This window comes from Streptomyces sp. A012304 (genome assembly GCF_026008495.1).
In the GTDB taxonomy this organism is placed as follows: Bacteria; Actinomycetota; Actinomycetes; order Streptomycetales; family Streptomycetaceae; genus Streptomyces.
Map to the genome: position 1 here is coordinate 200,602 of NZ_BQUN01000057.1, position 25,150 is coordinate 225,751.

The window sequence follows — 25,150 nt, forward strand, 5'->3', positions numbered from 1 at the left end:
CCGGACGCGGAGCGTCGGCAGGGCCCGGAGTGTCAGCGGATCCCGGAGTGTCAGCGAGGCGCGGAGTGTCGGCGGGGCCCGAGGCATCGGCAGAGCGGGGGAGGTCAGCAGGGTGCGCCACGTCGGCAGAGCGCCCCGCATCAGCAAGGCGCGGAGCGTCAGCAGGGCGCGGAGCGTCAGCAGGGCGCGGAGCGTCAGCAGGGCGCGGAGCGTCGGCCGGACGTGTGGCGTCGGCCGGACGTGTGGCGTCAGAGGGCCATGAAGCATCGGCAGAGCGCGCCGCATCGACGGAGCGCACGGTGTCAGCGGGGCACACGGTGTCGGCAAGGCGCGCCGCGTCCGTAGGGCGCGGGACCTCCGCGGGGAGCCGGACGTCGGCAGGGCGCGGAGTGTCGGGGGTGGTGTCGGGGTCGCCCATCACGTCTCCCTCCGCAGTCGGACGAGGTCGGACAGTTCACGGTCCGTCAGTTCGGTCAGGGCGGACTCGCCGGAGCCGAGGATCGCGTCGGCCAGGGCGCGCTTGGATTCCAGCATCTCGGCGATGCGGTCCTCGACCGTGCCCTCGGTGATGAGGCGGTGGACCTGGACGGGCTGGGTCTGGCCGATGCGGTAGGCGCGGTCGGTGGCCTGTTCCTCCACGGCTGGGTTCCACCAGCGGTCGAAGTGGACGACGTGGCCCGCGCGGGTGAGGTTCAGGCCGGTGCCGGCCGCCTTGAGCGACAGCACCAGGACCGGGGTCGCGCCGCTCTGGAAGCGGTCGACCATGCGTTCCCGCTCGGGCACCGGGGTGCCGCCGTGCAGCAGGTCCACGGGGACCGCGCGGCCGGCGAGGTGGGCGGTGATGAGGCGGGCCATGCCGACGTACTGGGTGAAGACGAGCGCCGAGCCGTCCTCGGAGAGCAGGGTGTCCAGCAGCTCGTCCAGCAGGGCGAGTTTCCCGGAGCGGGCGGCGAGCGCCTCACCGGTGACAGGCGTGTCCTCCTTGAGGTACAGCGCCGGGTGGTCGCAGATCTGCTTGAGCGCGCCGAGGAGCTTCAGGACCAGGCCACGGCGGGCGATGCCCTCCGCCGTCTCGATGGCGAGCATCGACTCGCGCACCACCGCCTCGTACAGCGCCGCCTGTTCACGGGTGAGCGGGACGGGATGGTCGGTCTCGGTCTTGGGCGGCAGCTCGGGGACGATGCCGGGGTCGGACTTCTTGCGGCGCAGCAGGAACGGGCGGACCAGGCGGGCGAGGCGCTCCACCGCCTCCTCGTCCTCGCCGGTCTCCACCGCGCGGGCGTGGCGGGCGCGGAAGGACTTCAGGGGTCCGAGGAGCCCGGGGGTCGTCCAGTCCAGGAGGGCCCACAGCTCCGAGAGGTTGTTCTCGACGGGGGTGCCGGTGAGGGCCACGCGCGCGGGGGACGGGATCGTGCGCAGGGCCTTCGCGGTCGCCGAGTACGGGTTCTTCACGTGCTGGGCCTCGTCGGCGACGACCATGCCCCACGGCTGCCCGGCGAGGGTGGGGGCCGCCGAGCGCATGGTGCCGTACGTGGTGAGGACGAAACCGCCGGAGAGGTCGTCCAGGGAGCGGTCGGGGCCGTGGAAGCGGCGGACCGGGACGCCGGGGGCGAAGCGGGTGATCTCGCGCTGCCAGTTGCCGAGGAGGGAGGCCGGGCAGACCACCAGGGTCGGTTCGGTGCGGGCCCGCTTCAGGTGCAGGGCGATCACGGTGATCGTCTTGCCGAGGCCCATGTCGTCGGCGAGGCAGCCGCCGAGGCCGAGGGAGGTCATGAGGTCGAGCCAGGCGAGGCCGCGGAGCTGGTAGTCGCGGAGGGTGGCGTGCAGCCCGGTGGGCGGGTCGGCCGGGCGCACCCCGGCGGTGAGACGGTCCCGCAGCGCGGCGAGGGCGCCGACGGGGACGGCCTCGACGGTCTCGCCGTCGACCTCGGCGGTGCCGGTGAGGGCGACGGCCAGGGCGTCGACCGGGTCCAGCAGGCCCAGTTCGCGCTTGCGTGCCTTGCGGACGAGGGCGGGGTCGACGAGGACCCACTGGTCACGCAGCCGCACGACCGGCCGGTGGGCCTCGGCCAGCGCGTCCATCTCGGCCTCGGTGAGCGGGTCGCCGCCGAGCGCCAACTGCCAGCGGAAGCGGAGCAGTTCCTCGCTCTCGAAGAAGCCGGTGCCGTCGGTCGCCGAGCCGGGGGCGGGCCGGACGACGGCGGCCGCACTGAGGTCCTGGGCGAGGTCCCTCGGCCAGTGCACGGCGACGCCGGCCGCCGCGAGCCGGGTGGCGGCCACGCCGAGCAGATCGCTCAGCTCCTCCTCGGACAGGGCGAGGACATCGGGCGTGTCCTGGTCGGCGAGCCGGGCGAGCGGCGGCCACACGCGGGCCGCGCGCCGCACGGCGAGCGCCGCGTCCACGCGCGCGCGGGGGCCGAAGGCGGCGTCCGCCTCGCCCGCCCACAGGGCCGCCGCGTCCGTCACCAGCGTCGGGTCGGCGAGGCTGTGCACCTGGACGACCGCGGCGCCCGCGCGGCGCGCTCCCTCGCCGTCGTCGAACAGGTCGTACGCCGACAGGTCCAGGCGGAGGGAGACGCGCACGCCCGCGTCCATGCCGGCGGCGACCTCGGCGGCCCAGTCGTGGGCGGCGGCGGGCAGCCGCTGGGGCCGGCGGTCCGCGAAGGGTTTCCCGCACGCGTGGGGCGCGGCGGGGGTGCGGGGCAGGGTGTCCGCCACGGCGTCCAGGAAGGACCGCATGAGGGCTTCCGGCTGGGGCAGCCGCAGCGGGCCGGGGCCGGGCAGCGGCACGGCATGGCCTTCGTACGGCAGGGCCGCGGCGATGGCGCGCAGGTGCGCGACGTCCTCCGGGTCGAGGGGGCCGGCCCGCCAGGCGTCGTGGCCCGTGGGTGTCAGGCCGGGCAGCAGACGGCCTCGGGCGGCGAGCCGCAGCGCATGCTGCGCGGCGGCGCCCCAGCAGGCGGTCGCGGGATGGGCCGCGGGGTCGCGGCGGGCGCGCACCAGCAGCGGGAGCGCCTTGTCGAGGGGCAGCGACAGGGCGGGCGCCCGGTGGCGGCGGACGGAGGCGCCATGGCGGCGCACGACGGTCAGCTCGGTGGGGTCGGCGTCCGCCGGGCCGGGCGGCGGGCCGTCGTCCGGCACTCCGTCCGGGTTCCACAGCGCGATCCGGCCGTCGCGCGGCAGCGGGGCGGGCAGGAAGACGGCGGCGAGGCGCGCGCCGGGCGGCTGCGGCTGCTGCCCGGCGGCCATGGCCCTGGCCGTGTCGCTCATACGGTGTGTCCACCTCCCGCCCGTGTGTCGGATCAGTCGTCTTCGACTCTACGGGCGGGGTCTGACAATCGGCTCCGACGGCCGTCCGAGCGCCGCGTGGACGGGTCAGGGAACCGCGCAGGATCCCGTCCGGGCGCCGCGTGGACGGGCTCAGGGAACCGTGCGGGAGACGACGTACACCATGGGGTAGACGGGGTTGCCTGTGTTCACCACCACGTCCAGCGTCGGCTGGGGGTTCTTCTGCTCGTGGACGAAACCGAAGAAGTCGCCGGGGCGGGCGCCCGGGCCGGAGAACTTCCAGCCGGTGACGTGCCGGTCGCGCTCGCCGATCGTGATGCTGTCCTTCTCCAGAGCTGCCCGGCTGAGGCCGAGTTCCGTGAGGAAGGCGTCCAGGCCGGCGTGCGTGGTCTGGAACTGCACGTAGAGACGGCTGGTCTTCCAGTTGTTCGTCTCGTAGTAGGCGACCTGGTTGGACGGGTGCGGGATCGGCACCTGGTAGAGGCGGCGCTGGACCCTCGAGGGCCAGCCCTCGGTCAGGCCGGTCGCCGAGTACTTCGCCTCCTTGTCCTTGCCGCTGTCCCGGCTCTGGTTCGCGGAGATCACCAGATAGCCGGCCGGCACGCCGATGAGCAGCACGATGATCAGCAGGGTGAGCGCCCGGCGGCGGATGACGTGCCCCCGGGTCTCCTGCGCGACGCCCGGCTCGCCCGCCGGATCGTCCTGGTGCGGCGGTGGGGCCGTCATGCCGTGTCCCGGGCTCGCCGGGCGGCCTCCGCGAACCGCTCGTAGCGCTCGTAGCGCTCCACCCGGCGGCGCTTGGCGCGGCGGAAGCGGCGGGCGACCAGCCGCGCCAGGTCGGCGGCGCCCACCATGCCCGCCTCGGGGCCGAGCTGGGCGCGCACGATCCGCGCCTCGGGGCGGTAGCCGCGGCCGGTGAGGTGGCGCTTGAACGCGTCCCGCGCGGGGCCGATCAGCAGGTCGTCGGCGGCCGAGACGCCGCCGCCGATGACGAAGCAGGACGGGTCGAGGGCGGCGGCCAGGTTGGCGATGCCGACGCCGAGCCACTGGCCGATGTCCTGGAGCAGCTCGATGCACATCGCGTCGCCCTCACGGGCCAGCTCGGTGATCATCGGGCCGGTGATGTCACCGATCTGCCCCTTGACGTGCTCGATGATCCCGTACGCCACCGGCGAGTCGGCGGCGGCCAGCTCCTTGGCCTCTCTGACCAGGGCGTTGCCGGAGCTGTACTGCTCCCAGCAGCCGCGGTTGCCGCACGGGCAGCGGTGGCCGCCGGGCACGACCTGCATGTGCCCGAACTCGCCGGCGACGCCGTACTTGCCGCGCTTGACCTGGCCGTCCTCCAGGATCGCGCCGCCGATGCCGGTGCCCAGCGTGATCATGACGAGGTGGTCCTCGCCGCGGCCCGCGCCGAACCGCCACTCCGCCCAGGCGGCGGTGTTGGCGTCGTTGTCGACGAGGACGGGGACCGCGAGGCGGCCGGCGATGCGGTCGCGCAGGGGCTCGTTGCGCCAGGACAGGTGGGGAGCGAACAGGACGCGGTTGCGGTCGGCGTCGACCCAGCCGGCCGCGCCGATGCCGACCGCGTGCACATCGTGCCGGTCGGACAGGTCCAGGACCAGCTCGACGATCGTGTCCTCGACGACCTTCGGGCTCTTGGACTTGTCCGGGGTCTCCGTGCGGACCTTCTCCAGGATGTTGCCGTCGGCGTCGACGACACCCGCCATCACCTTGGTGCCGCCGATGTCGATGCCCACCGTGGGCACGCGGGGTGCGGTGAGGTGGGAGCGTCGCTCGCGCGTGCCCACGGTGCGCAGGGCGGGGGCGCGGCGGGAGCCGATGGGGGCGGTGAAGTTGCCGTAGGTGCTCATCGGGGCCGATTCTGCCGCACGCACACACCGGAAGCTGAGCGGGGGAGGTGACGAGAGGGCGCGTCGTCGACCGCCCTCGGGCCCGTCACCGCAGGTCGCGGCGGTGCCGCGCAGCCCCGCACGTCGTCGGCCGCCCTCCGATCCGTCACCGCAGGTCGCGGCCGTGCCGCGCACCCCCACACGTCGTCGGCCGCCCTCCGATCCGTCACCGCAGGTCGCGGCCGTGCCGCGCACCCCCACACGTCGTCGACCGCCCTCCGATCCGTCACCGCAGGTCGCAGCCGTGCCGCGCACCCCCACACGTCGCCGCCGTCCCGCGTGCCTCAGCCGCGCTGGAGCTCGTGCCGCAGATCGTCCAGGTCGTCGCCGCCCGCCATCTGACGGGTCAGCTCCTCCAGGGTGATCTGCTCCCGTCCGTAGCCGCCGACCATCGTGCCCCTCCGCAGGAGCACGAAGCTGTCCCCCACCAGATAGGCGTGATGCGGGTTGTGGGTGATGAGTACGACACCGAGGCCCTCGTCACGTGCCGCCGCCACATACTTCAGCACCACGCCCGACTGCTTCACGCCCAGCGCCGCCGTCGGCTCGTCCAGGACGAGGACCTTCGCGCCGAAGTAGACCGCGCGCGCGATGGCGACGCACTGGCGTTCGCCGCCCGACAGGGTGCCGATGGGCTGGTCGACGTCGCGCAGGTCGATGCCCATGCGGAGCAGTTCCGCGCGGGTGGTGCGGCGCATGAAGTCGGTGTCCAGGCGCTTGAACGGGCCGACGCCCTTACGGGGCTCCGAGCCGAGGAAGAAGTTCCGCCAGACCGGCATGAGGGGGACGACGGCCAGGTCCTGGTGGACGGTGGCGATACCGCGGTCCAGGGCCTCGCGCGGGGAGGACAGCGTCGTCTCCTCGCCGTCCAGGCGCAGGGTGCCGCCGTCGTGCCGGTGCAGGCCCGCGACGATCTTGATCAGGGTCGACTTGCCCGCGCCGTTGTCGCCGAGGACGCAGGTGATCCGGCCCGCGTGGACCTCCAGGGAGACGCCTTCGAGGGCGCGGACGGTGCCGTAGCGCTTGCTGACGCCGGACAGCTCCACGAGCGCCGTACGGGGGGTCGCTTCCGTCACTTGGTGGCCTCCGCGCGCTTGCGGACCCAGGCGTTGAGCAGGGTCGCGAGGAGCAGCATCGCTCCGAGGAAGAACTGGAACCAGTCGGGGTTCCACTCGGCGAAGACGATGCCCTTGCTCGTCATGCCGAACAGGAACGCGCCGACCGCCGAACCGACCGCGCTGCCGTGGCCCCCGGTGATCAGGCAGCCGCCGATGACGGCGGCGATGATGTAGATCAGCTCGTTGCCGACGCCCTCGCCGGACTGGACGACGTCGTAGCTGAAGAGCAGGTGCTGGCCGGAGATCCAGGCGCCGAGGGCGACACCCATGTAGAGGCCGATCCGGGTCCGGTCCACGGGGACGCCGACGGCGCGGGCCGCGTCCTTGTTGCCGCCGACCGCGAAGATCCAGTTGCCGGCGCGGGTGCGCAGCAGGATCCAGGAGGCGACGGCGACCAGGGCGAACCACCACAGGATCGTGATCTTGATGGCGACGCCGCCGACGGTGAGGGTGGACGCGAAGACGTCGCGGGCCGTGGGGAAGCCCTCCATGTCGGCGATGGTCTTCGTCGAGACGGTGCCGTCGATCAGCTTGGTGAAGCCGAGGTTCATGCCGGTCAGCATCAGGAACGTGCCGAGTGTGACGATGAAGCTGGGCAGCCGGGTGCGGGTGAGCACGTAGCCGTTGAAGGCGCCGATCGCGAGGGTGGCGAGGAGGGAGACCCCGACGCCGACCCAGACGTTCGCCGTCATCTGGTAGCTGAACATCGAGGAGATCAGCGCCGACGATGTGACCAGCACGCCGGCCGACAGGTCGAACTCGCCGCCGATCATCAGCAGCGCGACCGGGACGGCCATGATGCCGATGGTCGACGACGCGTACAGGACGGTGCTGAGGCTGCTCGCGCGGAGGAAGCCGTCGGCGGCGACGGCGAAGAAGCAGAACACCGCGATCGCGCCGACCACCGAGCCCAGTTCGGGGCGGCTGAGCAGCCTGCGCGGCACCGAGCTGCGCAGAATCCTTTCGTCAGTCGTCCGGCCGACCGCCTCGTCCGCCCTCCCTTCGACCGTCGCGCTCATCGGGTGCCCCGCTCGGTGTACCGCGCCAGCTCGGCCGCCTGGTCCTCGGTGACGATCTGCGGGCCGGTCAGCACGGGCCGGCCGCCGCCGAGCACGTCGCCGTTGTACTTGTACAGCCACAGCAGGTCCACGGCCTGGTAGCCCTGGAGGTACGGCTGCTGGTCGACGGCGAAGCCGAGGCTGCCGTCCGCCAGGCCCGCGACCACCTTGGCGTTGAGGTCGAAGGTGCCGACCTCCGCCTTGCTGCCGGCGCCCTGCTTGGCTTTGACGGCGGTGTCGGCGTACGGGGCGCCGAGGGTGACGACGGAGTCGATCGACGGGTCGGCCTGGAGCCGGGCCTCGATCGCGGACTGCACATCGGGCATGTTGGTGCCGTTGACGTGGAGGTTCGCGACCTCGCCGGAGAAGGTGGCGGCCACTCCGGAGCAGCGCTGCTCATGGCCGACGTTGCCCTGCTCGTGCAGGACGCAGATCGCCTTCTTCCTGCCGCGCTTGCTCAGCTCCTCGCCGACGGCCCGGCCGGCGACGGCCTCGTCCTGGCCGATGTGGGCGAGCGCGCCGAACGCCCTGGACTCGGCGGAGCCCGAGTTCACCGTGATCACGGGGATGCCGGCCTCGGCGGCGCGGGCGAGCGCGGCCTTCATCGCGTCGGGCTTGGCGAGGGTGACGACGATGCCGTCGACCTTCTTGTCGACCGCCGCGTCGACGAGCTGGGCCTGCTGCTGGGCCTCGTCGTCGTGGGAGTACAGGAAGTCGATGTTGTCCTTGACGGCGGCCTGCCTCGCGCCGCTCTGGACGATGTCCCAGAACGTGTCGCCGTCACCCGAGTGGGTGATCATCGCGAAGGTCCAGCGCGGGGTGTCCACCGCCGCCCGGCCCTGCGCGGCCGCGGCCCTGCGGGCGTCCTCGGCGCGTTTCCCGCCGGTGCTGCTGCACCCCGCGAGGCAGACGCAGAGCACCCCCGCCAACGCCGTTCCTGCCCAGGTTCGCAACCGTGCCACGAGGTGGTGCCCTTCTTGCCGTGCTCTGTCGTACGCGCGCGCCCGATGACCGCTCACCGGACACAAACGCCCCATTATCGAACACAGGGATCAGGCGTCTCAGACGGGGGACCACGATCCGGTCGCATTGTCCGGACATGGTCGTGACAGGGGTCCCGCTCAGGGCCGCACGAGCAGCTGGAACTCGAAGGAGTAGCGGGTCGGGCGGTAGATGTGGTCGCCGAACTCGACGGCGCGGCCGGTGTCGTCGAAGGTGGTGCGCTGCATGGTGAGCAGCGGGGCGCCCTCGTCCTCGGCGAGCCGCTCGGCCTCGGCCGCGGTGGCGGCGCGGGCGCCGATGGACTGGCGGGCGCTGTGCAGGGTGATCCCGGCGGCCCGCATCAGCCGGTACAGGCCGGTCGCCTGGAGCTGGTCGGTGTCCAGGTCGAGCAGGCCGGAGGGCAGGTGGTTGCACAGGTACGCCATCGGCTCGCCGTGCGCCAGTCGCAGCCGCTCCACCCGGTGCACCTCGCTGCCCTCGGCGACCCCGAGCGCGGCCGCGACCTCGGCGGTGGCGGGCACGACCGTGTTGACCAGGACCGTCGTCGCGGGGCGCTGACCGGCGGCCTCCAGGTCGTCGTAGAGGCTGCTGAGCTCCAGCGGGCGCTTGACCTGGCTGTGCACGACCTGGGTGCCGACGCCCCGACGGCGGACCAGCAGCCCCTTGTCGACCAGGGACTGGATCGCCTGTCGCACGGTCGGGCGGGACAGGCCGAGCCGGGCGGCGAGTTCGATCTCGTTGCCCAGCAGGCTGCCGGGGGTGAGGGATCCGTGCTCGATCGCGGCTTCGAGCTGCTGGGCCAGCTGGAAGTACAACGGGACCGGAGAACTCCGGTCCACCCTGAGCTCCAGCTGCACGGTCGGGTCCACTTCTGGTTTCGGCACGGGCCCGAGCGTAGCCTCGCGGCCGGTTGACGGGAAGTTGTGTAGTTCGATTGTCCGGACATATGCATTGACAGGGTGCGGGCTGCGACGCCACGGTGATTCCATGCGCATCGGGGTCATCGGGACGGGCCGCATCGGCACGATTCATGCGAACACACTCAGCCGTCACCGCGAGGTGGGGTCCCTGATTCTCACGGACGCGGAGCCCGCGCGAGCGCAGGAGCTGGCGCTCCGGCTGGGCGAGACGGCCGCCCCCGGGGTGGACGAGGTCTTCCGCTGGGGCGTTGACGCCGTGGTCATCACGGCGTCGACCTCGGCCCACGCCGAACTGATCGGTCGGGCAGCACGCTCCGGGCTCCCGGTCTTCTGCGAGAAGCCCATCGCCCTGGACCTGGCGGGGACCTTACAGGCGATCGCCGAGGTGGAGGCGGCGGGAACAGTCCTGCAAATGGGGTTCCAGCGGCGCTTCGACACGGGGTACACCGGGGCCCGGGAGGCGGTGGGCTCGGGCCGGCTCGGGCGGCTGCACACCGTACGGGCGGTGACGTCCGACCAGTCGCCGCCGCCGGCCGCGTGGCTGCCGGTGTCCGGCGGGCTGTTCCGGGACTCGCTGATCCACGACTTCGACGTGCTGCGCTGGGTGACGGGGCGCGAGGTGGCCGACGTGTACGCCGCCGGGTCGGACGGCGGGCCCGCGATGTTCCGGGCGGCCGGGGACGTCGACACGGCGGCGGCGCTCCTCACCCTCGACGACGGCACGCTCGCCACGGCCACGGCGACACGGCTGAACGGCGCGGGGTACGACGTGCGCATGGAGTTGGCCGGCGAGCTGGACCAGATCGTCGTCGGCCTGGACGACCGCACTCCCATCGCCTCCACCGAGCCCACCGGTCCCCCGGCCGCGGACAAGCCCTGGAGCAGCTTCCTGGAGCGATTCGGCCCCGCCTACGAGGCGGAACTGAACGCCTTCGTCGACGTCATCCGCGGCACCCGCCCCAACCCCTGCGACGGCCGCGAGGCACTTCAGGCCCTCCGCATCGCCGAGGCCTGCGACATCTCCCGCCGCGAACGCCGAGCGGTGTCCCTCGCGGAGATCCCGGGAGGAGAGCCCCTCGGAGCGGCCGGCCCGGTAGCGGCGGGTGTGGGGGGCGCCGCCCCGGGAGCGGGCGGTGTCGGGGGCGCCGTCCCGGACGGGAACGCCACAGGCGGGAACGCCACAGGCGGGTCGGCGACGCCCGGGTCGACGGGCGGGCAGGACACGGGCGCACCGCGTGCACTGGACGCACCGGAGGCCCCGGACTCACCCGGCCCCCAACCCTGGCCGACAACACCCGACACGCACGCCACGCCGGGGACACCACCGCCGGACGCCCAGCCCGCCCTGGGTCCGCCGGGCCCACAGCCCTGGCCGACGACACCCGGCCCACAGGCCGCCCCAGGGACACCCCCACCGAACACGCAACCCACCCCCATCCCACCAGGCCCACAACCCTGGCCGACGACACCGGACCTCCAGGCCGTCCCGGGGACACCGCCACCCGGCGTACCGGGCGCGCCCGGCGTACCGCTCGTGCCGGGCGTGCAGGCGTGGCCCGGGATGCCGGAGGCCGCGCAGGCCGGGCCGACGGCGTCGGCGCCCGTGGCGCCCGGCCGGCCGGGGACACCCGCGATGTTCGCGGGATTCGAGGAACCGGACCCCTCGGCACCGCCGGGACCACAGCCCTGGCCGGGTCCACCGGACGCGCGGCCCGCGCCGGGTGGGGCGGGGCCGTACGAGGGGCCCGGATACGGGTGAGGTCGCTCGCCGGCGTCTACCAGCGCACCCGCAGGTCGCGCACGCCGCGTATCAGCATGCCCGGCAGCCAGTCGTCGGGTGGGGCGGACAGGGCCAGGGCGGGGGCACGGGTGAGGAGCGCACGCAGGGCCGTGTGGGCCTCCAGGCGGGCCAACGGCGCGCCCAGGCAGTAGTGGATGCCGTGGCCGAAGGCGAGGTGGCCGCGGGTGTCGCGGCGGATGTCGAAGCGGTCGGGGTCGGGATGCCGGGCCGCGTCTCGGCCGGCGGCGGCGAGGCCGATCACCACCGTCTCACCCCGCGCGATCGCCCTGCCGCCGATCTCCAACGGCTCGGCCGCGAAGCGGAACGTGGCGTTCTCCACCGGGCCCTCGTACCGCAGGGCCTCCTCGATCGCGCCGTCCAGGAGCGTCATGTCGGCGCGCAGGGCAGCGAGTTGCTCGGGGTGCGTGAGCAGAGCGTGGACGGTGTTGGTGATGAGGTTGACCGTGGTCTCATGGCCGGCGATGAGCAGGATGAACGCCATGCCGCGCAACTCGCCCGGTGAGAGCCGGTCGCCGTCCTCCGCGGTCGTACGGATCAGGTCGCTCAGCAGGTCGTCGCTCGGCCCGGCGCACCGCTTGTCCTCGATCAGTTCGGTGAGGTACGCGGCCAGCCGCGCGAACGCGTCGTGCGCGCTCTCCTCGCTGGTCGGCGCCACCGTCTCGGTGGAGAGCTTGCGGAACTCGGTGCGGTCCATCTCGGGGACGCCGAGCAGTTCGCAGATGACGGTGATCGGCAGTGGATAGGCGAACGACTCCACCAGGTCGGCGCTGCCGTGCGGCAGCATCATGTCGAGCAGGTCGTCGGTGATCTGCTGGATCCGGGGCCGCAGCCGCTCCACCCGGCGCATGGTGAAGGCGCGCGAGATCAGCGCCCGCAGACGCGTGTGCTGCGGCGGGTCGGTCATCAGCAGGTACTTGCCGATCAGCTCCTCGTCCAGGAAGGTGACGCCGATCCGGCTGCCGTCCTTGGCGAGCCGCGGGTCGGCGAGCGCCGCGCGCGCCTCCTGGTACCCCACGACGAGCCAGGACCAGTCGTCCGCACCGGCGCCGGGCAGCCGTACCCGGTGGACGGGGCCGCGCTCACGCAGCCGCGCGTACACCGGATGCGGGTCCTTGCGGAACCCCTCTCCGAACGCCCCCAGGTCGATCACTTCGGCCATGCCGCTCCCCTCCCGTCACCCGCCCAACGAACGGGCCCCCGGCCTAGTGCCCGTCCGCCTCTTCCTCCAGCAGCCCCGCGTCGTACGCCAACAGGGCGATCTGGACACGGTTGTTGAGGTCGAGCTTGGCCAGGACGCGGGAGACGTGCGCCTTGACGGTGGCGACGCTCATGAACAGCTCTGCGGCGATCTCCGCGTTGGACAGGCCCCGCCCGACCGCGACGACAACCTCGCGCTCGCGCTCCCCCAGCGTCGCGATCCGCTCACGCGCGCGTGCGCGGCGGGTGTCGGCGGCGGCACCGGCCGCGTGGTCCATCAACTGGCGGGTGACGGCGGGCGACAGGACGGGGTCACCGGCCGCGACCCGGCGCACGGCGTCGAGGATCTCGGCTGGTGGGGTGTCCTTCAGGACGAACCCGGCGGCGCCCGCGCGCAGTGCCAGCAGCACCTGGTCGTCGGCGTGGAAGGTGGTGAGGACGACGACCTGGGGGGCGTCCTTGCGGGCCCGCAGTCGCCGGGTGGCGGTCAGGCCGTCCACCGACGGCATCCGGATGTCCATGAGGACGACGTCCGGGCGGGTGCGGTCGACGAGCGTCTCGGCCTCGTCGCCGTCGCCGGCCTCGCCGACGATCTCGATGTCGTCGGCGCCGCCCATCATGAAGGACAGACCGGCGCGCACCAGGGGATCGTCGTCGACGAGGAGCAGTCTGATGGCAGTCATGGTCCTTACGTAATCACGGCGACGGACGGGGAGTCGGGCGTACGGCGATCGGGTGGGCGCCGGTCTACGGCGCCGCGGGCCACGGCAGCCACGCCCGCACCTCGAACCCCCCGTCGTCACGCGGCCCGTGCTCCAGGCGCCCACCGGTCAGGGTGGCGCGTTCGGTGAGACCGATCAGGCCCTGCCCGGAGCCGGGGACGGGCGGTACGTCGCCCTCGGGGGCGGGGTTGCGGACGGTCACCGTGAGGCCTTCTCCGGGCCCGCCGGTGACGGTGACCGCGGCCTCCGCGCCGGGCGCGTGCTTGCGGGCGTTGGTGAGGCACTCCTGGGCGATGCGGTAGGCGGTGCGGCCGACGGAGACGGGCACGGCGGCGGGGTCGGTGACGTGCTGGTCGAGGGTGACCTTCAGGCCGGCCTGACGGGACTCGGCGACCAGCGTGTCCAGGGCGGCCAGCGTCGGCTGGGGCCGGCCGTTGTCGTCGGGTTCGCCGGCCCGCAGCACGCCGATGATCTCCCGCAGGTCCTGGAGTGCCTCGTGGGCGCTCTCCCGGATGACGCCGGCCGCCCGCGCGACCTCCTCGCGGGGCGCGTCCGGCCGGAACTCCAGCGCGCCCGCGTGGACGCTGAGCAGCGTCAGCCGGTGGGCGAGCACATCGTGCATCTCCCGGGCGATGGCCTCGCGGGCCAGCCGCTGTGCCTGCTCGGCACGGAGCCGCGCCTCGGTCTCGGCGCGCCGGGCGCGGTCCCGCAGGCTGAGCATCAGCTGCCGCTTGGAGCGGACGAACATGCCCCAGCCGATGACGGCGACGGTGAGCAGGACGGTCCACACCACGGCCGGTCCGTACTCCAGCTCGGGATCCGGGCGCGCCCAGATCAGCACCGGGATCACCGCGAGCTGGACCCCGCCGATCCAGGCGACGTACCGGAAGGGCCGGTGCACGGTGAGGGTGAACAGGGCGACCGTGCAGGTCCCGGCCGAGGTGGTCGCGATGAAACCGAGGGGGATCGTCGCGACGGCGAGGGCGACGGGCCAGCGGCGGCGCAGCCAGACCGCGGCGCAGGAGAGCGCGCCCAGCAGCTGGTCGGCCACGAGGAGGGCGTGCGGCAGGTCATCGAACTCGGGCAGCGTGTCCGCCACCATCAGGCCGACGGCGACGGCCAGGAGGAAGCAGGTGAAGTCGACGACCCAGTCGCGTACGGTGCGCCGGGGCCGGCGTCCGCGCCGGTCGGCGTCCGGGTCCAGTTCGGCGGCCACGGCGGACGGCAGCAGCCATCGGCGCCCCGGGAAGGCCGCCGTCGGCGCGGCCTGGTCGTCACCCCTCATGGCCGACAAATCTACGCAGCGCGGGCGCGCGTCACCCCCGCACGCGCGGAATCGACGACGAAAGCGGGACGGCCGCCTACCGAAGTCGCTCCGCCCTCGACTTTCGGCGTTGCCGCCCCGGCCGGCCCGGGCCTTCGGTCGGACGTGCCTCGCCCCGCGGCCGATGCGGATGGCGGTACCGGGGAGCGAGGGTGTGCCGTATGAGAGAACTGCTGGGGATTGTGGGCTTCTTCGCCCTGGTGCAGGGCGTCGCCGGCCTCGTGCACGAGTTCACCGACTGGGACTGGGGGCTGGTGCAGCGGTACGACTTCCTCGACGGCTACGAGGTCTACGTGAGCGTGGCTCTCATCGTCCTCGCGCTCGCCCTGTTCGCCGCCGCGGACAGCCGGAAGCACGACTGAGCGGGGGCCGGGCCGGCGGCTCCACCGGTCGGCGGGGACCCAGTCGTGGACGCTTCGTGGAGCCGTCGCGCGCCAGGTTAACTTCCCGAGAACTCATCGGACGTGACGGTAAATTCCCTCAGGTTGTCATTGACATGCCATTGTCTACGCGCGTCATCATGCGGGCATGAGATTCCCCCCACGGATCACTCGCATCGGCGCCGCGGCCGCCGTCCTGTCCGCCCTCCTCGTCGGCGGAACCGTCACCGCCACCCCGGCCGCGGCCGCGGTCGGCAGCATCTGCCACAGCGACCTGCCCTCCCAGGCGTACGACACGCTGGAACTGATCGAGCAGGGCGGCCCCTTCCCGTACTCCCAGGACGGCACCGTCTTCCAGAACCGGGAACGCATCCTGCCGAGTCAGCGCTCCGGCTACTACCACGAGTACACCGTGATCACGCCGGGCTCCTCCACGCGCGGTGCGCGCCGCATCGTCACCGGTGAGGAGTACCGGGAGGACTACTACACGGCCGATCACTACGCCTCGTTCGACCTGATCGACTACGGCTGCTGAATCCCCCTCCCCCACACACTCGAACAGCCCTAGGAACGGTGCGAGCGGCTGGAGGTCCGGTCCCTTGTCGGGCCGGGCCCCGGCCGCACCTCGCGTGACGCCGCGCACATAGGTGCGGGGGTCACGCTGATCACGTGTTAGCGTCCCGCCCCGTGACCACCCCGGCCCTGGACGCATCCGCACCCGGTTCGGGCGCCGCGGGCGATCCGCTCGGGCTGCTCGACCTCTTCGGCGACGCCTTCGTCCGCGACCCCTATCCGACGCTGGACGCGCTGCGCGCGCAGGCGCCCGTCCACCACGACCCCGGCACCGGGCTCTGGCTGGTCAGCCGCCACCGGGACATCCGCCGGGTGCTCCTCGACCCGGACACCTTCCGCCCCGACAACGCCCAGCACGCCGTCACCCCGCTGCCCGTCGGCGTTTTGCGGATCCTCGCCCGGGCGGGCTTCAACATCCCGCCCGCGCTGGCCAACAACGGCACGCCCAGCCATCCCGGACTGCGCCGGCTGGTCACCCGGTTCTTCAACGCCCGGCGCGTCGCGGCGGCCGTACCGGTCATCGAGCGCCTCGCGGACGAACTGCTCACCACGGCACGGGAGCGGATCGACACCTCGGGCAGCGCCGACCTCTTCACGTCCTTCGCCCAGGTGCTGCCGTGCCGGGTCCTGATGGAGCTGCTGGGCATCGACGGTGTCTCCCCCGCCACGCTGATCCGCTGGAGCGACGCCTCACTGGAGCTGTTCTGGGGCCGGCCCACACCGTCGCGCCAGCTGGAACTGGCGCCCCTGGTGGGCGAGTTCCACCAGTGGCTGACCCGCACCGTGACCGGCGGCACGGCCGCGCCCGACTCGTTCGTCGGATCGCTCGCCGAGCACCGTCTGCCCGACGGTGAGCCGCTCGACGCGCGGACCGCGGCCGGCGTCTGCTTCTTCGTCTTCATCGCCGGGCAGTCCACCACCGGACAGCTCATCGCCACCGTGCTGCGCCGGGCCCTGGCCGACCCCGGCCTGTGGGCCCGCGTCGCCTCCGAGCAGGGCCTGGCCGAGGCATGGGTGGAAGAGGTGCTACGGCGTGAGCCGCCGGTGACCACCTGGCGCAGGGTCGCCGCACGCCCCGTCGAGCTGGGCGGGGTGGAGCTGCCGGCCGGCGCGCAGGTGCTGCTGATGCTCATGGGCAGCGGCTCGGACCCGGAGGTCTTCACCTCCGCGGAACGCATGTGCCCGCACCGGCCCGACGTCCGCCACCACCTGGCCTTCGGTGTCGGCCGCCACCGCTGCCCCGGCGCGTCCCTGGCCCGTACGGAGGCGGCCGTGGCGCTCCGGGCCGCCGCCCGCCACCTGCCGCGCCTGCGGCCGGCGGAAGCGGCGGCGGACGCCCCGATGCTGGGCCTGCTGTCCTTCCGCGCACCCCTGCGGGTGCGGGTCGAGCGGCCGTAGGATCTCGACGCCGGCCCCGCAGGCGTCCTGGAGCACGTGGGGGCGGATCCTCTCCCTGCCTCCCCCGTTAAAGTCAGGGACATGGTGAGTCGATTCAGTGATGCGTTCCTCCTGGAGGCCGAACGGCATGCGGCCTGGGGGGCGGCCCAGCTCGAGGCCCTGACCTCGTTCCTGCCCGACGGGCCGTGGACGGCCGACCTGTCGGCCTGCCTCTACCGGCAGGGGGAGCTGGAGCTGCGGGTGGCCGTGCTGGGCACCTACGACATGGAGGAAGCGTCCTGGATGTGGGGCTGGGCCAACCCGGGCCTGCGGGGCACCGATGTCGTCGCGCCGACCGCCGCGGTGGAGCGGTTCGGGCGTGAGCGGGGCATCACCGAACTGACCGCGGAGGTCCTGGACCTCTCCGGCTTCGAGGATCCGCGGCGCGCGGCGGAGACGCTCGCCTTCACCGGCATGGGGGTGACCGGGGCGCCCGGCTACATCGGCGTCCCAGCGGGACCGGGCACACAGGTCTACTTCCTGCCCGACGACCCGCGCGTTCCCCGCGCCGGCCTGGATCCGGTCACGCTGCCCCGGACGCTGCTCACCGGCGCGGGACTGATCGGTCACTCGGCCCGGCAGGTCGTCGACGGGTACTTCGGCCACCACGGCGTGCCCCGGCGTGTCGAGGGCGACCGGATCGTCGCCGAGCTGCCCGGCGGCAACACGGTCGAGGTCGACTTCGACGCCGTCGGCCGGATCGCGGGGGTGGGGGTCAAGGCCCTGCCGTAGCCTCCGGGGACTCGTAGGTGCCGTAGCGGGGGCGGCCCGTCACGTCGTACGACTGGATGGAGACGCCCCTGGAGGTGATCCGGCCGTCGGTGTGGCGGAACGCGGTGGGCAGGGCGCCGTCGGCGAAGAGGCGGCGGCCGGCACCGAGCACGACCGGGAAGGTCAGCAGGTGCACGGTGTCGACGAGGTCCAGGGCGAAGAGATCACGGGCCAGGGCGCCGCTGCCGTGGACCTGGAGTTCGCCATCGGTGCGCTCCTTGAGGGCGGTGACCTCCTTGGCGAGGTCGCCGTGGATCGCCGTGGCGCCGGGCCAGACCGGGTCGGTGAGGGCCGTGGTGGTGGCGACGTACTTCGGCAGGGAGTTCAGCCGGGAGGCGACGGGGTCGGCCGGGTCGGTGATCCCCGGCCAGTAGGCGGCGAAGATCTCGTACGTGCGGCGGCCGAGGAGGAAGGCGCCGGCGCGGTCGAAGACCTCGCCGACGAACCGGCCGAAGTCGTCGTCCCAGTACGGGACGGTCCAGCCGCCCTGTGTGAAGCCGTCGCGGGTGTCCTCGCGGGGGCCGCCGGGGGCCTGGTACACGCCGTCGAGGGTGACGAAGCCGGTGAGGACGAGCTTGCCCATGACGTGTCCTCCTTGTCCGTGCTCGGGTGGGGTTCGCTGTCGTCAGTGCAGACCCCGCCCGGGCCCGGAAGTCATCGGTCCGTCCTCCGGCCGGTGGTCAGCCGCCCAGTTCCTGGTACCTGGCCGTCAGCCGTGCCGCGCCCTCCTGGGTCAGGGAGCCGAACAGGCGCAGCCGGGAGATGCCGCCGTCGGGGAAGATGTCCACGCGCGCGTGGGTGGCGACGGCCGGGGTGGGCAGCACGAACCGGTGGTTGGTGTCGGGCTGGAGGCGGGTGCGCGGCAGGATCTCCCTCCAGGCGTCCTCGGCGTCCCCGCCGTCCCGTACCGACACCGACGCCCAGCCCGCGCTGTTTCCCTTCAGATACGCCGTGTCGATCTCCAGGGCGCGGATCTGCGCCTGGGCGGCCAGGCGGTAGCGGATCCAGTCGTGGCCCTGGTCGCGGCGGCGGCGGGTCTCCCAGCCGTCGTCCATCTTGCGGGAGCGGCCCGGCTGGATGGTGTTGGTGGCCGGTGAGTAGAAGCGGTTGGAGGCGTCCTCGACCTGGCCGCCGTTCTCCAGGGCGACGACGTCGAAGGTGCCGAGGACGTCCAGCCAGGCGGGGTCGGGGACGACCTCGCCGTACACCCGCAGGCGGGCGATGCCGCCGTCGGGGTGCTGGTTGATCCGCAGGTGCGTGAAGCGCTGTTCGACGGAGACGGCGAAACCGTTCGCCGCGTGGCCGCCGACCGGAGTGCGCGGGACCAGGGTCGTCCACTTCACGTCGTCCCCGAGCAGTTGTTCCGGGGAGGGGGAGCCGGCCACCGAGGTGCCCTGGACCGACACGGCCTGCGGGTAGTTGCCGCGGAAGTGGGCGGTGTCGACGACGATGCCCCGGATGACGCCGGGCGCGCCGAGGCGGACCAGCGCCCAGTCGTGGTCGTCGGCGGTCGGCCAGGGGTGGCCGGCCGAGGCGCCGCGGCGGCGGCGGGTCTCCCAGCCGTCCATGACCTTGCCCTTGTGGCCGAAGTGCTCGGGGTCGAACTCGGCGGGCCCGGGCACCAGCAGGTTCTCCCGCTGGGCGAAGAACTCGTCGTTGGCGGCGATGACACCGGCGCCGAGCTGCCGGTCGGCGAGGTCGGCGTACTGGGTGAAGGGGAAGTCGGCGGTGCGGTAGTCCGCGTACGGGTCGCCGCCGCCGTAGGGGTTCGCGTCGCCGGTGAAATGGGGTATCGCCGTCACGGTGATCAGGTCGTCCTTTCGAGGTCGGCCGGTGCGGGTGGGTGGCTCAGTGGTCCCGGGTCAGCAGACGGCCCCTCGGAGCGGTGAACTCGCCGTCGGCGTGGACGCGTTCGCCGCGCAGCCAGGTGGACTTCACGACGCCGTACAGGGTCCGGCCGGCGTAGGCCGTGACCTGGTTGCGGTGGTGGAGGGCCGCGGGGTCGACGGTGAACGTCTCGTCGGGCGCGAGGACGGCGAAGTCGGCGTCACGGCCCGCCGCGATGGCGCCCTTGCGGTCGTCGAGGCCGACGAGCCGTGCCGTGTGCGTGGACATCCAGCGGACCACGTCCTCCAGGCCGTGCCCCCGCCGGCGCGCCTCGGTCCAGACGGCCGACAGGCTGAGCTGGAGGCCGGAGATGCCGCCCCAGGCGGTGGCGAAGTCGTCGGTCTTGAGGTCGGCGGTGGACGGGGAGTGGTCGGTGACCACGCAGTCGATGGTGCCGTCGGCCAGCGCCTGCCAGAGCAGGTCCTGGTTGGCGGCCTCCCGGATGGGCGGGCAGCACTTGAACTCGCTCGCGCCGTCCGGGACTTCCTCGGCGGTGAGGGTCAGGTAGTGCGGGCAGGTCTCCACGGTGACGCGCACGCCCTCCGCCTTGGCCGCGGCGATCAGCGGCAGCGCGTCGGACGAGGAGAGGTGCAGGACGTGCACGCGCGCGTCGAGGCGGCGGGCCTGGGCGACGAGGTGCGCGACGGCGGTGTCCTCGGCGTCGCGGGGGCGGCTGGCGAGGAAGTCGGCGTACTTGGGGCCGCCCTGCTGCGGGGCGGCGTCCAGGTGGTGCGGGTCCTCGGCGTGCACGATCAGCAGGCCGTCGAAGCCGGCGATCTCGGCGAGGGAGCGGGCGAGTCTCTCCTGGTCCAGGTGCGGGAACTCGTCGACGCCGGACGGGGAGAGGAAGGCCTTGAAGCCGAAGACGCCCGCCTCGTGCAGCGGGCGGAGGTCCTTGACGTTGTCGGGCAGGGCGCCGCCCCAGAAGCCGATGTCGATGTGGGCCTTGTCGGCGGCGACCCGCTGCTTGGTGCGCAGGTGGTCGACCGTCGTGGTCGGCGGGAGGGAGTTGAGGGGCATGTCGACGAGGGTGGTGATGCCGCCGGCCGCCGCCGCGCGCGTGGCGGTCCAGAAGCCTTCCCAGTGGGTGCGGCCGGGGTCGTTGACGTGCACGTGTGTGTCGACGAGGCCGGGCAGCAGGACGTGGTCGCCGAGGTCCTCCAGGCGGGCGCCGGCGGGGACGGGCGCGTCGTGGGGCAGGACGGCCGTGATCCGTCCCGCCGCGACGGCGACCGAGGCGGCGCGCGTCCCTTCCGGAGTGATGACACGCGTCGAGCGCAGCACCAGTTCAGCGTCGGACACCCGGGGGCCCCTCTCTGCCGCCGTTAACTTCCACGTAACGGAATTCAACGTTCTGTTGAAGGAGTCTTCACTCCCGCCCGCACCCCGTCAAGGGCACACTTCTCCACAGTGCCCCACCTCCGCCACTCTGGATGTTTCCACAAAGCGGAATTATCATTTCGGCAGACAGAACGTAGCTACGCACAAGCGAGGAGTCAACCGACCGCCGGGTAGGCTTCAGCTCTTCCCGCCAGTTTCGAAAGGAACGCGCCGTGCCGACGTCCAGCGCCAGCACCACCGACTCCGCCAAGTCCGCCGGCGGAGGGGTCCAGTCCCTCGAGCGCGCCTTCGATCTGCTGGAGCGGATGGCCGACGCGGGCGGCGAGGTCGGCCTGAGCGAGCTGTCCGCGACCAGCGGGCTGCCGCTGCCCACCATCCACCGACTGATGCGCACCCTGGTCGCCTGCGGGTACGTCCGCCAGCAGACCAACCGCCGTTACGCGCTCGGGCCGCGCCTGATCCGCCTCGGAGAGTCCGCCTCCCGGCTGCTGGGCACCTGGGCCCGCCCCTACCTGGCCCGGCTGGTCGAGGAGACCGGCGAGACGGCGAACATGGCGCTGCTCGACGGCGACGAGATCGTGTACGTGGCGCAGGTGCCGTCCAAGCACTCGATGCGCATGTTCACCGAGGTCGGCCGGCGCGTCCTGCCGCACTCCACGGGCGTCGGCAAGGCGCTGCTCGCCGGCTTCCCGGACGACGAGGTCCGCGCCCTTCTCCGGCGCACCGGCATGCCCGCCGCGACGGAGAAGACGATCACCACGCCGGACGGCTTCCTGGCCGCCCTCAAGGCCGTGCGCGACCAGGGCTACGCCGTCGACGACAACGAACAGGAGATCGGCGTCCGCTGCCTCGCGGTCTCGGTCCCCGACTCCCCCACCGCGGCAGCCATCTCGATCTCCGGCCCGGCCGGCCGCGTCACCGACTCCGCCACGGAAAAAATCGTGCCGGTACTGAAGGAAGTCGCGGCAGACCTGTCGACGGCCCTGACGAGCACGGGCGGGACGGTGGGCTGAGCGGGCCCGCAGGGCGCGGCGGCGGTCACCTGGCGGCACCGTCGCGCGGGACGCGACATTGAAGGGCGCGGGGCGGGTCCGCGAGGGCGCAGGGACGGTTCCAGCGGCCCGGCAGGGCCCCTGTGGGCCGACGGTCCGTCGGGCCGGCTCGGCCGTCGGGCGGGGCGCTGCCAGCGGGCGCCACACAGCCACCGGGCGCGGGGCGACCGCCGAACCCGAACCCGGCACCGTCACGGGCGGAGCGGGTCCGACGGCGGGGAAGAACCCACCGACCCTTGCCGGGCGCGGCACTGCCGGTGGGCCGTGGGCCCGGTACGGCTGTCCGGAGGCCGCGGCCGTCCCTGTCGGCGCGGTCCCGGCCGATGGGGCACGGGCGCCCTACGACACGGCGCAGGCCCCCGACAACGCACCAGCCGCCTTCACGGCGCACCCAGCCGCGTCAACCGCGCGGCGGGCGCGGCGTGCGGCGGTCGGGTCTCGGGCTACCGGCCCCGCTCCGGCTCTCCGAACAGTTCCACCGCGTCCCGGACGTCCGACAGGCCCCGTGACAGCGCGCTCACCGAGCCGATCGCGCCGGCGATCAGCAGCAGGGAACGGCGCAGGCGGGGTACTTCCGGGACGCCGTGGGTCGCCATCGCGGCGAGTGCGGCGAGTTCGTCCTCGGCGATGACCCGGTCAGGGAACTCCGCCGGATGGGCCGCGAGTTCACGGCGCAGGCGGGAGACCGCCGTGCGCAGTTCCACCACCCTCGGGTCCTCGTCGCTGCCGGTCACTGGCCTCTGCCCCAAGCTCCGCAACACAGCTCTCCCCCCGCGCACGTCGCCGTGCGCACGTCGTCCTGCCCCCCGGCCGTCCCCGTGGCGATGGTCGGCCGCCGAGGGACCGCGGGTCAGTAAACGCCTTCCGGACCGGCTCCGCCACCGTGCGGACCGAAATTCAGCCTTGGGAACCGCGCGGCCGCCGCCGCTTCAGGTATGCAGAACCCATGACGCACACGGAAGACCAGGTGGCCGGTCTGCTTCTCGCCGCGGGCGGGGGCCGGCGCCTCGGCGGCAGACCCAAGGCGCTGTTGACGCACCACGGGCGCCCGCTGGTGGAGCACGCGGTGGAGGTGCTGCGCGCGGCCGGCTGCACGCGCGTGCACGTGGTCCTCGGGGCCGCCGCCGACGCCGTACGGGAACGGGCGCGGCTGGAGGGGTGCGTGGTCGTGGTGAACCCGCGCTGGGAGCAAGGCATGGGCGGTTCGCTGCGGGCCGGCCTGGACTCCCTGGCCGGGTCCGGCGCACGGGCCGTACTGGTGTCGCTGGTGGACCAGCCGGGCATCGGCGCGGAGGCGGCCCGGCGGGTGCGGGCCGCGTACCGGGACGAGTCGTCGCTGGTGTCGGCCGCCTACGACGGGCTGCGCGGGCATCCCGTGCTGTTCGGGGCCGCGCACTGGGCCGGCGTGGCGGCGACCGCGACCGGCGACCGGGGGGCACGCGGCTATCTGAAGGCCCACGAGGAGGCGATCACACTCGTCGAGTGCGGGGACGTGGCCCGGCCGTACGACATCGACACCCCCGACGATCTCGGACACCTTGAGTGAACGGCGTGGCACGCGGCGCCGTCTTCCCTCGACCCGGAGAATCTCGACATCAACAAACCATTGAACTTCCACGATGAGGAAACTAGTATCCATTTTTCAGAAGCGCTCGGCTGTTTCCCGGGCGTTTCTCGCCCGACCCGGATCTTCTGGCACCCGGTGCCAGGCTCGCTGAAGGAAGTGACAGCTCATGTCCGCACCAGCGCCGTCCCCGCTGGCCATCGTCGACGCCGAGCCCTTGCCCCGGCAGGAGGAGGTCCTCACCGAGGCGGCCCTCGCCTTCGTGGCCGAGCTGCACCGGCGGTTCACGCCGCGCCGTGACGAACTCCTCGCCCGCCGCGCCGAGCGCCGCGCCGAGATCGCCCGCACCTCCCGCCTCGACTTCCTCCCGGAGACCGCCGCGATCCGTGCGGACGACTCCTGGAAGGTCGCCCCGGCCCCCGCGGCCCTCGACGACCGCCGGGTGGAGATCACCGGCCCCACCGACCGCAAGATGACCATCAACGCCCTGAACTCGGGCGCCAAGGTGTGGCTCGCCGACTTCGAGGACGCCTCGGCCCCCACCTGGGAGAACGTCGTCCTCGGCCAGCTCAACCTGATCGACGCCTACACCCGGAACATCGACTTCACCGATCCGAGGTCCGGCAAGTCGTACGCCCTCAAGGCCGACGACGAGCTCGCCACCGTCGTCATGCGCCCGCGCGGCTGGCATCTGAACGAGCGCCACCTGGTCGACGAGAACGGCGCCCAGGTGCCCGGCGCCTTCGTCGACTTCGGCCTGTACCTCTTCCACAACGCCCAGCGCCTGCTCGACCTCGGCAAGGGCCCGTACTTCTACCTCCCGAAGACCGAGTCGCACCTGGAGGCCCGCCTCTGGAACGAGGTGTTCGTCTTCGCGCAGGACTACGTCGGCATCCCGCAGGGCACCATCCGGGCCACCGTCCTCATCGAGACCATCACCGCCGCGTACGAGATGGAGGAGATCCTCTACGAACTGCGCGACCACGCCTCCGGGCTGAACGCCGGCCGCTGGGACTACCTGTTCTCCATCGTCAAGAACTTCCGTGACGGCGGGCCGAGGTTCGTCCTGCCGGACCGCAACGCGGTCACGATGACGGCGCCGTTCATGCGCGCGTACACCGAACTCCTCGTGCGCACCTGCCACAAGCGCGGCGCGCACGCCATCGGCGGCATGGCGGCCTTCATCCCGTCCCGCAAGGATCCCGAGGTCAACAAGGTCGCCTTCGAGAAGGTCCGCGCCGACAAGGACCGTGAGGCGAACGACGGTTTCGACGGCTCCTGGGTCGCCCACCCCGACCTGGTGCCGATCGCCATGGAGTCCTTCGACCGGGTCCTCGGCGACCGGCCGAACCAGAAGGACCGGCTGCGGGAGGACGTCGACGTCAAGGCGGCCGACCTGATCGCGATCGACTCGCTGCAAGCGCGGCCGACGTACGACGGTCTGGTCAACGCCGTGCAGGTCGGCATCCGGTACATCGAGGCCTGGCTGCGCGGGCTGGGCGCGGTCGCCATCTTCAACCTCATGGAGGACGCGGCCACCGCCGAGATCTCCCGCTCGCAGATCTGGCAGTGGATCAACGCGGGCGTCGAGTTCGAGCACGGCGGGAACACGATCAAGGCCACCCCGGAACTCGCCCGCGAGGTCGCCGCCGAGGAGCTGGCGAACATCCGCGCCGAGATCGGCGAGGAGGCCTTCGTCGCCGGCCACTGGCAGCAGGCCCACGACCTGCTGCTGAAGGTCGCCCTCGACGAGGACTACGCGGACTTCCTCACCCTCCCCGCCTACGAGCAGCTCGCCGGCTGAC

General features: G+C 73.0%; 21 protein-coding genes and 1 pseudogene. 8 read left to right on the forward strand and 14 right to left on the reverse strand.

The features are described from left to right. Window positions 1-417: 417 nt before the first annotated feature. The 7 genes from ALMP_RS13230 to ALMP_RS13260 all read right to left on the reverse strand — a co-directional run bounded on the left by ALMP_RS13230 (window position 418) and on the right by ALMP_RS13260 (window position 9,233). A complete protein-coding gene (locus ALMP_RS13230) occupies window positions 418-3,270 on the reverse strand; it encodes a DEAD/DEAH box helicase (RefSeq protein WP_264927301.1) in 2,853 nt (950 codons plus the stop codon). 150 nt (window positions 3,271-3,420) lie between these two features. Then, window positions 3,421-4,014 carry a sugar kinase gene (locus tag ALMP_RS13235; RefSeq protein ID WP_264927303.1) on the reverse strand — a complete coding sequence of 198 codons (594 nt, stop codon included), beginning with the start codon at window positions 4,012-4,014 and terminating at the stop codon, window positions 3,421-3,423. After that, window positions 4,011-5,159 carry an ROK family glucokinase gene (locus ALMP_RS13240; RefSeq protein WP_264927305.1) on the reverse strand — a complete coding sequence of 383 codons (1,149 nt, stop codon included), beginning with the start codon at window positions 5,157-5,159 and terminating at the stop codon, window positions 4,011-4,013. Before ALMP_RS13240 ends, ALMP_RS13235 begins: the two co-directional genes overlap by 4 nt. A gap of 323 nt (window positions 5,160-5,482) precedes the next feature. Continuing rightward, a complete protein-coding gene (locus ALMP_RS13245) occupies window positions 5,483-6,274 on the reverse strand; it encodes an ATP-binding cassette domain-containing protein (RefSeq protein ID WP_264927307.1) in 792 nt (263 codons plus the stop codon). Then, on the reverse strand, window positions 6,271-7,335 hold the full coding sequence (locus ALMP_RS13250) for an ABC transporter permease (RefSeq protein ID WP_264927309.1): 1,065 nt from the start codon (window positions 7,333-7,335) through the stop codon (window positions 6,271-6,273). The genes ALMP_RS13245 and ALMP_RS13250 overlap by 4 nt, the downstream gene beginning before the upstream one ends. Beyond that, a complete protein-coding gene (locus ALMP_RS13255; protein WP_264927311.1) occupies window positions 7,332-8,336 on the reverse strand; it encodes a sugar ABC transporter substrate-binding protein in 1,005 nt (334 codons plus the stop codon). The genes ALMP_RS13250 and ALMP_RS13255 overlap by 4 nt, the downstream gene beginning before the upstream one ends. A gap of 159 nt (window positions 8,337-8,495) precedes the next feature. Beyond that, entirely contained in the window at window positions 8,496-9,233 is a 738-nt protein-coding gene (locus ALMP_RS13260) for a GntR family transcriptional regulator (RefSeq protein WP_264927470.1), read from the reverse strand. Between the two features lie 130 nt (window positions 9,234-9,363). Between ALMP_RS13260 and ALMP_RS13265 the strand changes: the two are divergent. Continuing rightward, window positions 9,364-10,365, forward strand: a pseudogene (locus ALMP_RS13265) (Gfo/Idh/MocA family oxidoreductase); the annotation flags it as partial. Window positions 10,366-11,071: 706 nt separating this feature from the next. Here the strand turns inward: ALMP_RS13265 and ALMP_RS13270 are convergent. From ALMP_RS13270 to ALMP_RS13280, 3 genes are all read right to left on the reverse strand, one after another. Next, the gene (locus ALMP_RS13270; RefSeq protein WP_264927313.1) at window positions 11,072-12,256 is read right to left on the reverse strand and encodes a cytochrome P450; all 1,185 of its coding nucleotides are present in this window, start codon (window positions 12,254-12,256) and stop codon (window positions 11,072-11,074) included. A gap of 43 nt (window positions 12,257-12,299) precedes the next feature. Beyond that, window positions 12,300-12,977 (reverse strand): response regulator transcription factor, encoded by a 678-nt coding sequence (locus ALMP_RS13275; protein ID WP_264927315.1) that lies wholly within the window; start codon window positions 12,975-12,977, stop codon window positions 12,300-12,302. Between the two features lie 64 nt (window positions 12,978-13,041). Next, entirely contained in the window at window positions 13,042-14,301 is a 1,260-nt protein-coding gene (locus ALMP_RS13280) for a sensor histidine kinase (protein ID WP_264927317.1), read from the reverse strand. 200 nt (window positions 14,302-14,501) lie between these two features. Between ALMP_RS13280 and ALMP_RS13285 the strand changes: the two genes are divergently transcribed. The 4 genes from ALMP_RS13285 (at window position 14,502) to ALMP_RS13300 (ending at window position 17,462) form a co-directional block, all read left to right on the forward strand. Next, entirely contained in the window at window positions 14,502-14,702 is a 201-nt protein-coding gene (locus ALMP_RS13285) for a hypothetical protein (protein WP_264927318.1), read from the forward strand. Between the two features lie 166 nt (window positions 14,703-14,868). Continuing rightward, window positions 14,869-15,255 carry a ribonuclease domain-containing protein gene (locus ALMP_RS13290; RefSeq protein WP_264927320.1) on the forward strand — a complete coding sequence of 129 codons (387 nt, stop codon included), beginning with the start codon at window positions 14,869-14,871 and terminating at the stop codon, window positions 15,253-15,255. Window positions 15,256-15,407: 152 nt separating this feature from the next. Then, window positions 15,408-16,691 (forward strand): cytochrome P450, encoded by a 1,284-nt coding sequence (locus tag ALMP_RS13295; RefSeq protein WP_264927322.1) that lies wholly within the window; start codon window positions 15,408-15,410, stop codon window positions 16,689-16,691. 81 nt (window positions 16,692-16,772) lie between these two features. Next, window positions 16,773-17,462 carry a DUF6882 domain-containing protein gene (locus tag ALMP_RS13300; protein WP_264927323.1) on the forward strand — a complete coding sequence of 230 codons (690 nt, stop codon included), beginning with the start codon at window positions 16,773-16,775 and terminating at the stop codon, window positions 17,460-17,462. Here the strand turns inward: ALMP_RS13300 and ALMP_RS13305 are convergent. The 3 genes from ALMP_RS13305 to allB form a co-directional block, all read right to left on the reverse strand. Further along, complete coding sequence (locus tag ALMP_RS13305; protein ID WP_264927324.1) at window positions 17,446-18,084, reverse strand: dihydrofolate reductase family protein; 639 nt, start codon at window positions 18,082-18,084, stop codon at window positions 17,446-17,448. The genes ALMP_RS13300 and ALMP_RS13305 overlap by 17 nt on opposite strands. Window positions 18,085-18,181: 97 nt before the next feature. Then, window positions 18,182-19,303: an allantoicase gene (gene alc, locus ALMP_RS13310; RefSeq protein ID WP_264927326.1), complete on the reverse strand. Its 1,122-nt coding sequence runs from the start codon at window positions 19,301-19,303 to the stop codon at window positions 18,182-18,184. 46 nt (window positions 19,304-19,349) lie between these two features. Then, a complete protein-coding gene (gene allB, locus ALMP_RS13315) occupies window positions 19,350-20,690 on the reverse strand; it encodes an allantoinase AllB (protein WP_264927328.1) in 1,341 nt (446 codons plus the stop codon). Between the two features lie 251 nt (window positions 20,691-20,941). On the opposite strand from allB, the gene ALMP_RS13320 reads away from it, so the two are divergent. Continuing rightward, on the forward strand, window positions 20,942-21,742 hold the full coding sequence (locus ALMP_RS13320) for an IclR family transcriptional regulator (protein ID WP_264927329.1): 801 nt from the start codon (window positions 20,942-20,944) through the stop codon (window positions 21,740-21,742). Between the two features lie 482 nt (window positions 21,743-22,224). Here the strand turns inward: ALMP_RS13320 and ALMP_RS13325 are convergent, their stop codons facing one another. Further along, window positions 22,225-22,515 (reverse strand): DUF5955 family protein, encoded by a 291-nt coding sequence (locus ALMP_RS13325; RefSeq protein WP_264927330.1) that lies wholly within the window; start codon window positions 22,513-22,515, stop codon window positions 22,225-22,227. A gap of 212 nt (window positions 22,516-22,727) precedes the next feature. Here ALMP_RS13325 and ALMP_RS13330 point away from each other — a divergent pair, with 212 nt between their 5' ends. Together ALMP_RS13330 and aceB are read left to right on the forward strand one after the other, a co-directional pair. Continuing rightward, on the forward strand, window positions 22,728-23,327 hold the full coding sequence (locus ALMP_RS13330) for an NTP transferase domain-containing protein (protein WP_264927331.1): 600 nt from the start codon (window positions 22,728-22,730) through the stop codon (window positions 23,325-23,327). Between the two features lie 187 nt (window positions 23,328-23,514). Beyond that, the gene (gene aceB, locus ALMP_RS13335; RefSeq protein WP_264927333.1) at window positions 23,515-25,149 is read left to right on the forward strand and encodes a malate synthase A; all 1,635 of its coding nucleotides are present in this window, start codon (window positions 23,515-23,517) and stop codon (window positions 25,147-25,149) included. Window position 25,150 lies beyond the last annotated feature (1 nt).